This is a genomic window from Piscibacillus salipiscarius, assembly GCF_042685285.1.
GTDB classification, from domain to species: Bacteria; Bacillota; Bacilli; order Bacillales; family Alkalibacillaceae; genus Piscibacillus; species Piscibacillus salipiscarius.
Map to the genome: position 1 here is coordinate 1 of NZ_JBHUMZ010000040.1, position 11,995 is coordinate 11,995.

The window sequence follows — 11,995 nt, forward strand, 5'->3', positions numbered from 1 at the left end:
TTATATACGACCTTTTTCAAAATTAAATTGCCACAGCCCTGTTGAATACAGGACCGTGGCAGCATAGGTGTTTTTTCTTGTCTCATTTCCCTGGGTCAGTTCAAATAAGCAAGGGTTTATCTTAATCCTTTTTCTTCTAATATATCTATTAATAAGTCAGGACGGTCTGTGATAATTCCATCAACTCCAGCATCGACTAATTTTCTCATCGTTTCTTCATCATTAACGGTCCAGTAATGAACATCCATTCCTAATCTATGAGCACCTTCGATGACTTCGTCAGTAAAAAAATCAAAATATTTATTTTCTAAAGGTAATTGAATGGCATGTCCTCTTGGTTTAAAAAGGTTCCGAGCCCAAAGTTTGTTGGTTATGATAAAGTTAAACGCTGACTGTTCTCCAGTTCCTAAGGCAACTTTTCCTTTTGAGTATTCATTAAATCTATCGATAATTTCTTGGTCAAAAGATGAAACTAACACGCGGTTTTGCATATCATACTCTTGAATCAATTCCCATAGTTTAAATGCTATATCTCCATATAATTTGGGAGGGTTTGTATGTTTAATTTCAAGCATATAATTCAAGTTAGGGTATTCTTTAAAAACTTCTTCCAAAGTTGGTTTATATACACCAAGCCCTCTAAAGGAATATTCTCCGTTCAAATCTATAAAATGAAAGCCTGCATCAAGCATTTGGAATTCTTCTAACGTCAATTCGGCAACTAACCCCGAACCATCTGTTGTACGATCCACTGATGGATCGTGCATGAGAACCAAATGTCCATCTTTTGTTATATGAATATCGAGCTCAATCATATCCACTCCAAGTTCTGCTGATTTTTCTATGGCTGTCATTGTGTTTCCTGGCGCAATTAAATCTCCAGATCTGTGCGCAATAACGAGTGGACCATCATGATCAGGTTCTAGTATGGATTGTTGTGAGACATTTGGCTGAGGTTTAATATATAAAATGTAAAACGCAAGTGAATAGACCAATATTATAGATATTAAAATTAGGATGAGTTTTTTTATCATTTAATTCACTCCAGAAGTTTACGAGCTGGTCCATGTATTATTATTTTATGATACATATATACCTTTTTTCTAAATGATTATAACATTTTTATTCAAAACTTTGAGTCATATTAATGAATTGAAATATAGTAAGTGATAAGATTAGTCTTAATAGATTATTTTAATGAAGGGAGCTAATCAATATGCAAGAACAAGTCATTCAATATTTAAAAGACCATCGAGAAGAACATCTTAATCAATTAAAAGAATTTTTAGCTATTCCTAGTATAAGCGCTTTGTCTGAACATCATGATGATGTAGTGAAAGCTGCCGAGTGGGTAAAAGAAGACCTCTTAAATAGTGGTTTTAATCAAGCTGAAGTCATGCCATCTGATGGAAAGCCCGTCGTATATGGTGAAGTTATTAAAAACCCTAATGCTCCAACTGTATTAATATACGGCCATTACGATGTACAACCCGTTGACCCAGTCGAATTATGGGAATCAGAGCCGTTTGATGCTACCATCCGTGATGATAAATTATATGCTCGCGGAGCAACTGATGATAAGGGTCAAGTATTCATGCATATGAAGGTAATGGAAGCTGTATTAAAAACAGTCGATACACCTCCAGTTAACTTCAAAGTATTAATAGAAGGGGAAGAAGAAATCGGTAGCCCGACACTTCCTAAATTCTGCGAGGAACATCAGGAAATGTTGGCGGCTGACCTAATTGTTGTTTCTGACTCGGCATTAATTGAAAAGGGTAAGCCAACGATTACATACGGATTACGCGGTCTAGCTGGAATTCAGATTGATGTTAAAGGGGCAAAAGGTGACCTGCATTCAGGTGAGTATGGTGGAGGTGTCATGAACCCTATTCATGCATTAGTCAAAATTCTAGATTCTTTCCGTGATGAAAATAACAAAATATTAGTAGATGGATTCTATGATCAAATTCCTGAGTTATCTGAAGAGGAGCGTAAAGCTCTTGCAGATGTACCATTTAATGAAGAGCAATTACGTCAGGATTTAGATGTACCAGAGCTCACGGGTGAAGAAGGTTACTCTTATGTTGAGAGGACCTCAGTAAGACCAACTCTTGAAATAAACGGTATTTATGGCGGTTTCCAAGGTGAAGGGATTAAAACTGTATTACCGTCTGAAGCGGCTGCTAAAATTACTTGTAGGTTAGTTCCAGATCAAGATCCTGAAAAAATTGTTGAGCAATTAACCAAACACGTTGAGAAAAATACTCCAAAAGGGGTTAACGTTTCAGTAACGCCATTTGATAAGGGTAAACCTTACGTTACGCCGTTTGATCACCCAGTTATTCAAACAGCTGCGAAAGCTTACGAGAAAGTTTATAACGAAGAAACAGCTTATATTCGTGGTGGAGGCTCGATTCCAATTGTTGCTGAGCTTGATCGTATTTTACAAGTTCCAGTGGTGCTCATGGGCTTTGGTCTTCCAGATGAAAACTTACACGCACCTAATGAACATTTCCATTTAGAAAACTTTGATAAAGGGATGGAAACTCTAGCTCATTATTGGTTTATGTTAGAGAATGTAAAATAAAGTATATAAAGCATTCGGCTTGGGCCGAGTGCTTTTTTTGTTATTGTAATTTGAAAATTCAATACAAAATTTTAGTTTTTAATGTTAAACTATATCTGGAAATTATTGAAAGAATCGGTGATAACTTCACAAAGTCTTTGTGTAAATGTTTTAGTTCTTGCCGATATATTTTTTAGAGGGAGGTGAAACAATGAATAAAAGATTAGTTCACGGTAACGAAACTACATATTTCGTTATATCAGTCATCTATAGTATTTTTGTATATTTTATATTACTAATTTCCATTATAGGAATTCCTTATTTATTGTTAATTTTATTGGTTTCTTTCATTATTAATGGATTATTTATTGCTAATATCCGTAATAATGGTGTGAAGGTTACTGAGAAGCAATTTCCCAAGATAGCTCATCGTACAAGAGAGATAGCGAATAACATGGGACTCATTAAAGTTCCAGATGTATTTATTATACAATCAGGTGGTTTATTAAACGCATTTGCTACTAAGTTTTTTGGTAGAAACTTTGTCGTTTTGTACTCTGACATTGTTGAAATAATTGAACAAGGTAATGATGAAGAATTAGAATTTATCATTGCGCACGAATTAGCTCATGTAAAGCGAAGACACGTCACTAAAAACACGCTATTGTTACCAGCCATGTATACGCCATTTTTGGGCAAAGCTTACTCACGAGCATGTGAATATACATGTGATCGTATGGCAGCTATATATACTGGAAACATTAATGCTTCAATTAACGCACTTATGATTTTAGCCTCAGGTAAATATTTATATGATCAGGTCAACCTCGAAGAGTATATTAGTCAACAAAGGATGGAGGGAGGCTTCTTTATATGGTTAAGTCATATAACTTCTACTCATCCACCTTTACCACATAGAATTCAAAAAATGAAACATATCAGTGATGCGCCTGAATTTTATGGCTTTAGTACAAATGATTTCCGTAAAGAACCAATTGCTTAGATAATTAAAAGAGATTAATTATGTAAGATGATTTCTGTAACAACAGGAATCATCTTTTTTGTTATTTTAATTAAATCAACCCAATATAGTCATGTTTTATGAATCACGAGTTAAACTAGAGCTTAAATAATAATAAAAGAAGTGGTTGAATTTGATTAAAAAATTATTTTTGAAGTTAAAAAACAGTGTCTGGGTCATTCCGGTTGTTTATTGTCTAGTCGCTCTATTGCTGACACTGCTGATTATGTTTATAGACTATGATCGGATTAATTATCTAGATGAATATATACCTGAAATACTCTATACTGACGCAGAGCTTGGTAAAGACATTTTAGGCGTGATCGCAGGTGCCTTATTAACAATGACCACTATTACGTTTTCAACAATTATGATTGTTCTTACGACTTATTCGTCACAGTTCTCTCCAAGAACACTCCAAAACTTTCTAACAGATCAGAGAACATTAACGGTTTTAGGTGTGTTCATGGGAGGTTTTTTATATTCAATCATCAGTTTATTATTTTTGCACGTTGAACAACCAGATAAGCAGATTCTTGCGGCTGCGTTCTCTGTTGCGTTATCGATTATTTGTTTGGGATTCTTTGCCTTCTTTATTCAGCATGTTGCAACGTTTATACAAGTTTCGAATTTAATCACGAGTATCACTGAAGAAGCCAAGAATAACCTAGAAGAGTTTCATAAGAAAGTTGATCAAACAGATTACATTAAGGAGCTCGATGAACCTATAATACCTCAGTCTTATTCCTACAAGACTGAGTTGAGAAGTCCAAGGTATGGTTATTTACAAATTATCGATTACGAAAGCTTGTACGAAGTGGCTCAAGAACATGATTTGATCGTGGTGATGACGAAGGAAATCGGTCGGTTTGTCATTGATGATACGCCGCTTGCAGTCGTCTATCATAGAGAAGAGAAAAAGTCGCCACACGATTTAATTGATGCCTTTACAATAGGGAGTGAACGAAATGCAAGTGAGGATGTTCAATATACGATTCAAAAATTAGAAGAAATTGCACTTAGGGCTATCTCATCAGGCATTAATGACCCACATACAGCAATTGATTGTATTCAACATTTAGGAAAAATACTATTAATGATAACACGATATCATAAAGAACATCTCGTTTACACTGAAGCTGGGAAGATTAGAGTCGTTTCAAAACAACGTCAATTAAAAGATATATTATACCAGTCTTTTTATCAAATTATCATTTGTATGGATGAAGATGTATCTATTCTTTTTGTGTTGATGGACACGTTAATATTAATCGGGGAAAATAGTCGTCCAAGTGTACAAGTGATGATCAGGGAGTTATATCAATATTTAAGAGCTAATTTTAATATCTCGAGTTTAAAGCCATTAGACCTCCATTATTTTGAACAAAAAGAAAAACGAATACTTGAATTAGACAAAATTTCTTAAAATTCTAAATTGACTGTATTCATTTGGCATCATTATAATAAAATTATAGTGATGTCAGACTTGATAGGTGATGAGAATGGGTATAGTCATGGAAGACATAGTGGACTTAAAGGTTATGGAGGATGCTAATGTCATTGCTGGTCATAAGCATTTAAAAAACACGACTGTTGAATGGGTATCTGTAATGGAAGTTCCCGTAGAAAATTTTGTGCGTAAGCATGAGTTTGTATTAACGACAGGGATTGGATGTGCAGACGACCCCATTTTATTTGAAAAATTTGTTCAAGATGTGATCCAATCAGGAGCTTCGGCATTAACAATCTCAACTGGCAGGCACATTTTAAATGTACCAGAACGTGTGGTTGAGATAGCAGAGGAATCTGATTTTATTTTAATTGAAATTCCTTGGAAGATTCGATTTTCTGATATTATTCAAGAAGTTATAGATGCGATTAATCGCGAGAATGAGTGGGAGCGTGAAAAAGCAGAACAATTAAGGCAGAAGCTGACTGATTGTGTGCTTAGTGGTGGATCTTTGAAAGATATACTCGAGCTCTTACATCATAATATTAATATTCCTGTTGCGATCAGTGACCAGAGACAGATCGTCCGAGCTAATTATGAATTTGACCCTGAAATAATAAAAGTATTGAATGGTCATACTCAAGGTGAAATAAAAAAATTAGATAAACCTGAAGTTCCATTAGAGGAACATCCATTGTATCATCACTTAGATCAATATTATGTTAATGATAAGACCTGTTATGAGCTAAGTATTTTTTCGAATGATAAAAGGCAAGGATATTTATTATTCAAACCTGAACATTCTAAGGATTTATCAAGATTAACGATGAATGCACTGGAACATGGATTAACTGCATGTGCTTTATATTTTTTAACTGAAAATGCGATTGAAACGACGGAAATAAGGTTAAAAGATAATTTTATTTTGGATCTAGCAAAGGAAAAACAGGAACTGACAACCAAAATCTTATCTAAAGGCGAATTATTAGGATATGATTTGGCCAAATCTTATGCGTGTATGGTGGGTGATTTTCAAACCGTTGACATTGCAGAACATGAAAATGATCGTTCAATGCAGTCATCACTACATAGTTTGAACTATTATGTTCAAAAGGAAATTACGCATGCTAGTCAGCAGCTTGGACGTAAAACGATGTCAACATTTGATGATGGTGAGGTCATTATTTTTCTAGAAACAGATGATTTTGCTTATCAAGAGAACGTTAATCATTTTCTGGATATGGTCGAAAGGAGGCTACACGATCAGCTGACGAATTTAGATTTTGCATGGGGAGTCGGTTTTCACAGAGGAGATGGTAACGTATTTTACGAAAGTTACCAGCAGGCAAGGACGGCTTTAGATATTCACACTCGTCAGTACGGATTTGGTGAGCGAACATTTTTTGAAGAGACGAGAGTGAACCGATTATTGCTGATACTTACTCACGACCGGGAAGTTGTAAAGCATGTACAAGAGATTTTAGAACCTTTAGTTGATTATGATCTAAAGCGAAAAACGGATTTAATCCAGACATTTATGACTTACCAAAAATATAAAGGGAACGTTAGCCAAACTGCTAGGGCACTAAATCTACACAGACAATCACTATTGTATCGCCTGAGAAATATTGAGAAATTAACAAAATTATCTTTAGTCGATGCTGATGATTCGTTTTTATTAGAGTTTAGCGTAAGGCTATGGATGTTGAATCAATTTAAGGAGTAAAGCAGCTCGTCGTGGCGAGCTGTTTTTTAATTTTACAAATTGTATAAAGCCTAAACAAAAAAGTTCATACACTTTGAACATTACATTTGAGCTTCTGTCTACGTACAATAATAATAAGAAATCTAAAAATTCAGTCATTAGGTGAAGGGAGGATGTAAAGGTGTTGGATTTTGACATATTGGAGTATCAGAAACGACTTGAAAAAACAAAAAGAAGTATGGAAGCGAAAGGGATAGAGGTTCTGCTTATTACCGATCCGGCCAATATGAATTATTTATCTGGTTATGATGCGTGGTCATTTTATGTCCACCAGATGTTAATTGTGATTATTGATGAACCTCAGCCTATCTGGATTGGGCGCTATATGGATGCACCAGGGGCCAAGGCCAAAACTTGGATGTACGACGAGAATACGATGGCCTACCCAGATTATTATGTTCAATCAATGGAGTATCATCCAATGGAGTTCATCGCTGAAATATTAGAACAAATTGGTCAGGGGAACCGTTCTATTGGTGTTGAGAAAGAGCAGTATTATTTTACAGCTAAAGCATTTGACGTTTTAAAAGAAAAATTGCCTAATGCAACATTTAAAGATGCAACTAGTTTAGTTAATTGGGTGAGAATTATTAAATCGCCTCAAGAGATAGAGTATATTCGCCGCGCTGCTAGAATCGCTGAGCAAGCCATGACTGCGGGACTAAATAGTATTCACACAGGGTCCCGCGAATGTGATGCAGCTGCGAGTATCTTTTTTGAATTAGTAAGGGGCACTGAAGAACATGGTGGGGATTACCCGTCAATCGTGCCGATGCTTCCAACCGGGGAAAATACATCAACACCACATCTCACCTGGAGCGATCAGTACTTTAAAGAAGATCATTCCGTCATTGTTGAACTAGCGGGTTGTTATAAACGTTATCATTGTCCTTTAGCGAGAACAGCGCATATAGGGCAACCTTCAGAAAAACTCGAACGTCTTGCTGAAATCGTAGCTGAAGGTATTGATGAAGTCATGTCGATCGTGAAACCGGGAGTGGTGTTGGAGGAACTCGAAGAAGCTTGGCGAAAGGCAACGCGAAGATACGGCATTGAGAAGGAATCACGACTAGGTTATTCCATGGGGTTAAACTACCCGCCTGATTGGGGGGAGCACACGGCAAGCATACGAAAAGGCGATCATACGATATTACAACCAGATATGACCTTTCATTTTATTCCTGGGATTTGGTTAGATCATTATGGTTTAGAAATGAGTGAATCATTTAGAGTGACGAATACAGGTGTTGAAATGTTTACGAATTATCCAAGGGAATTACTCATTCAAAGTCCATTTAAAATGCCTGATGGTAGCGATGGAATTATTAGTTAGGAGGAGATTAAGATGATGAATGAAAAGAAATTGGGAACACAGGCACTCTGGGCAGGAGAGAAAGATCAATTAGTACATGGTGCAACTCAAGTACCAGTTGTGCATAGCGTATCCTTTGGTTATGACGACATGGATGAATGGTTTGAAGTTGCAACAGGTCAGAAGGAAGGGCACATTTATGGACGTAATACGAATCCAACTGTTCAGGCTTTTGAAGACAAAGTTAAGATTTTAGAAGGCGCTGAAGCTGCTACTAGTTTTTCAACGGGAATGGCGGCCATTAGTAATACACTTGCGACCTTTTTGTATCCAGGCGACCGAATCGTATCCATCAAGGATACGTATGGCGGTACAAATAAAATTTTTACAGAATTTTTACCTAAGCAACAAATACATGTTGAGTTATGTGACACAGGTGATCATGCAGCGATTGAAAAGGAAGTAGAAAAAGGATGTAAAGTTCTTTATTTAGAAACGCCAACAAACCCCACGGTTAAGATTACAGACATAGAACGAATGGTCAAAGCAGGTCGTGCAGCTGGTGCATTAGTGATTATTGACAATACGTTTGCAACCCCAATTAACCAAAATCCTATTGAACTTGGAGTTGACTTGGTCATTCATAGTGCCACGAAGTTCTTAGGAGGTCACGCAGATGCTTTAGGTGGAGTGGTTTGTGGACGTGAGGATTTAGTTGAACAAATTTATCACTATCGTGAAATTAATGGAGCAACCTTAGATCCAATGGCGGCTTATTTATTATTACGTGGAATGAAAACGCTTCATTTAAGAATTGAGCGCCAGAATTACAATGCACAAAAAGTTGCTGAGTATTTGAAAACAGTGGATGCTGTTGATGATGTGTTTTATCCAGGTTTAGAGAGTCATCCAGGTCACGATATTGCGAATAAGCAAATGCGAGGCTTTGGAGGTATGTTAAGTTTTTCAGTAAAAGGCGGAATGGAAACCGTCCGTCATTTACTTCCTAAACTTAAATATGCAAATCGAGCAGCAAACCTTGGAGCTGTTGAGACAATTGTAGGTCCAGCACGTACAACAAGTCACGTAGAATGTACACCTGAGGAAAGAGCGGCGATGGGAATACCAGAAGGTCTCGTTCGATACTCAGCAGGTGTTGAAGATCTTGATGATTTAATTGCAGATTTAGAGCAAGCTTTTGCATCATTACCTGAAGATGTCTTAGCAAAGTAAGGAGGGGTTTGATGAAAATAGCATTTGTTGGTTTCGGCGGTGTCGGTCAGGCACTTGCTGAAATTTTAGAAGACAAAAAAGAAGTATTATCCAAACAATATGGTCTAAACGCAACTGTTGTTGCGGTATCCGATATGATGAAAGGTGCTGCATATGATCCCGATGGATTAAACATTCCTCAATTGCTTACAGCTGTTCGTGAGGAAGGGCGAGTAGACGCTTATCCAAATGCGAAAGAATATGGGCTTGATAGTTTAGAGACTATAAAGCACACCAATGCTGATTTAATTGTTGAAGTGACGTTTACGGATGTTCAAACAGGTCAACCAGCGATTGATCATTGTGAAGCTGCTTTTAAACACGGCAAAAGTGTCGTAACGACTAACAAAGGTCCAGTTGCTCTAAAATTAGAAGAATTACAAGCCGTTGCTAACGAAAATAGTTGCTTCTTTGGTTTTGAAGGAACGGTTATGAGCGGAACACCAGCATTAAGACTTCCTAAAACAACCCTCATGGGTAACGATATTTATGAAGTGGTTGGCATTCTTAACGGCACGACGAATTACATCTTAACTGAAATGGAAAAAGGGCTATCGTTTGATCAAGCGTTAAAACAAGCACAAGAATTCGGTTATGCCGAAGCTGATCCTACGAGTGATATTGAAGGCTATGATGTACGTTATAAGGCAGCTATCTTATCCCATTACGTTATGGGGGAGAAAGTGAATGCTCTTGATATTCCTTGCACGGGAATAGCTGATCTGACGGACGAAATGATTCAAAGTGCAATAAACGAAAATAAACGTTGGAAGCTTCTAGCAAGAATTAGAAAGACCGATCAAGGTGTTGAAGTAAGAGTTGGCCCTGAGAAAATTGACGCGACCCACCCACTTGCAAGTGTTCAAGGAGCTACCAATGCTATTTTATATGAATGTGATTTATCTGGTCCAATTATGTTAACAGGAGCTGGGGCTGGCCTTAAGGAAACCGGATTTTCTTTATTAATTGATTTGATTCACGCTTATCAAGTCGATCAAAAAATAAGTGTATCGTGAGGTGATTAAGTGAAACAACTACAAGTGAAAGCTGAAAAAATGTTACTAGCAGGTAAATGGGTTGACGCTGCTAAAACATTTGGTGTGTATGATCCACAAGATAACAGATTAGTTGCTCATGTTCCTTTATCAACAAAGGAAGATATGAAAAGGGCAATTGATGAAGCTGAAAAGTCATTTAAACGCAATAAAAACTGGCCGACTCACGAGCGAATAAAAGTTCTGAAGGCCGCAGTAGAATACATGAATGAAAATAAAGAACTTTACGCCCAAACAATCGCAACAGAAGGTAGTAAAACGATAACTGAAGCCCGCGGAGAAGTGAAAAGAGCTATGCAAACTTTGGAAATAAGTGCTGAGGAAGCAAGGCGCCTAAAAGGTGAGACGATTAATTTTGACCAAAATGAAGGCAGTGAAAACCGATTAGGGTATTATTATCGTTTCCCAGTTGGAGTAGTTGGGGCGATTACACCATTTAATGATCCATTAAATTTAGTTGCTCATAAAGTAGGTCCTGCCCTTGCTGCTGGTAACGCGATCGTAGTTAAACCAGCCTCTGTTACACCATTAAGTGCGTTACTACTTGCTGATGCTTTTGAAGCGGCAGGATTACCAAAAGGAATGTTAAGCGTCATTACAGGGTCTGGTAAGGATCTAGGAGAAACACTTGTCCAGCATCCAGCGGTTAAGATGGTTTCCTTCACTGGAGGACTGAATACAGGTGAAAAAGTAGCCGAACAATCTGGTATTAAACATATTGGAATGGAGCTAGGTTCAAATTCACCAGCTATTGTCTTAAGTGATAGTGACTTAGATGATGCGGTTTCCTCATGTGTCTCTGGCGCGTTTGGAGCTGTAGGTCAAAACTGTATTGGAGTTCAGAGAATATACGTAGAACGTCAAGTATATGATGAGTTTGTTAAGAAAATGGTGTTTCAAACTAATGCATTAAAGGTTGGTGATAAACTCTCCGACGAAACAGATGTCGGACCGTTAATTACCGAAAAAGAAGCTTTGCGTGTTGAAGAATGGGTTCAAGATGCGGTTGAGAAAGGTGGTAAAGTACTAACAGGCGGGAAAAGGGATGGGGCTTATTATTTGCCAACCATTTTAGCAGATGTTCCTGATTCAACTAAAATTGTAAATGAAGAAATTTTTGGTCCTGTAGTAACTGTTTTTCCCGTCGATTCATTAGAAGAAGCCATCGAAAAGTCAAATCATGTGGAATACGGTTTACAGGCAGGTATTTTCACAAAAAATTTAGATCACGCATTTTATGCCGTTCAGCATTTAGAATGTGGTGGTGTAATGGTAAATGACACCAGTGACTATCGAATTGATGAAATGCCTTTCGGTGGTGTTAAAAGTTCTGGCTTAGGTCGTGAAGGAGTCCGCTTTTCCATTGAAAAGATGACTGAACCTAAGGTCGTTGCAATTAAATTATCATAATGCTAGAACCTGGCCGTATGTGGCTAGGTTCTTTTCATTACGTCTTTAAAAACCACACGCTCTGCGTGTGTGACAATGAAACTTTTAGAGTGGTAACAAAAAAGATCTCCTCTCGGTTATAATGAACATTGGCCGTCAAAC

9 protein-coding genes are annotated in these 11,995 nt (G+C 37.2%); 8 read left to right on the forward strand and 1 reads right to left on the reverse strand.

Annotated elements, in window-relative coordinates; translation table 11 throughout:
* Window positions 1-116 precede the first annotated feature (116 nt).
* Window positions 117-1,034: a glycerophosphodiester phosphodiesterase gene (locus tag ACFSW4_RS12045; RefSeq protein WP_377329547.1), complete on the reverse strand. Its 918-nt coding sequence runs from the start codon at window positions 1,032-1,034 to the stop codon at window positions 117-119.
* A 182-nt stretch (window positions 1,035-1,216) separates the two neighbouring features.
* On the opposite strand from ACFSW4_RS12045, the gene ACFSW4_RS12050 reads away from it, so the two are divergent.
* From ACFSW4_RS12050 to ACFSW4_RS12085, 8 genes are all read left to right on the forward strand, one after another.
* Entirely contained in the window at window positions 1,217-2,590 is a 1,374-nt protein-coding gene (locus ACFSW4_RS12050; RefSeq protein WP_377329549.1) for a dipeptidase, read from the forward strand.
* A 190-nt stretch (window positions 2,591-2,780) separates the two neighbouring features.
* Window positions 2,781-3,572: a M48 family metallopeptidase gene (locus tag ACFSW4_RS12055; RefSeq protein WP_377329551.1), complete on the forward strand. Its 792-nt coding sequence runs from the start codon at window positions 2,781-2,783 to the stop codon at window positions 3,570-3,572.
* Window positions 3,573-3,723: 151 nt separating this feature from the next.
* A complete protein-coding gene (locus ACFSW4_RS12060) occupies window positions 3,724-5,016 on the forward strand; it encodes a DUF2254 domain-containing protein (RefSeq protein WP_377329553.1) in 1,293 nt (430 codons plus the stop codon).
* Window positions 5,017-5,092: 76 nt separating this feature from the next.
* The gene (locus ACFSW4_RS12065; RefSeq protein ID WP_377329555.1) at window positions 5,093-6,766 is read left to right on the forward strand and encodes a PucR family transcriptional regulator; all 1,674 of its coding nucleotides are present in this window, start codon (window positions 5,093-5,095) and stop codon (window positions 6,764-6,766) included.
* Window positions 6,767-6,929: 163 nt separating this feature from the next.
* The gene (locus ACFSW4_RS12070; RefSeq protein ID WP_377329561.1) at window positions 6,930-8,138 is read left to right on the forward strand and encodes a M24 family metallopeptidase; all 1,209 of its coding nucleotides are present in this window, start codon (window positions 6,930-6,932) and stop codon (window positions 8,136-8,138) included.
* Between the two features lie 12 nt (window positions 8,139-8,150).
* On the forward strand, window positions 8,151-9,350 hold the full coding sequence (locus tag ACFSW4_RS12075) for a cystathionine gamma-synthase family protein (RefSeq protein WP_377329557.1): 1,200 nt from the start codon (window positions 8,151-8,153) through the stop codon (window positions 9,348-9,350).
* An 11-nt stretch (window positions 9,351-9,361) separates the two neighbouring features.
* Window positions 9,362-10,405: a homoserine dehydrogenase gene (locus ACFSW4_RS12080; RefSeq protein WP_377329559.1), complete on the forward strand. Its 1,044-nt coding sequence runs from the start codon at window positions 9,362-9,364 to the stop codon at window positions 10,403-10,405.
* A gap of 39 nt (window positions 10,406-10,444) precedes the next feature.
* Window positions 10,445-11,854, forward strand: a complete 1,410-nt coding sequence (locus ACFSW4_RS12085; protein ID WP_377329563.1) for an aldehyde dehydrogenase family protein — start codon at window positions 10,445-10,447, stop codon at window positions 11,852-11,854.
* The last annotated feature ends 141 nt before the right edge of the window (window positions 11,855-11,995 follow it).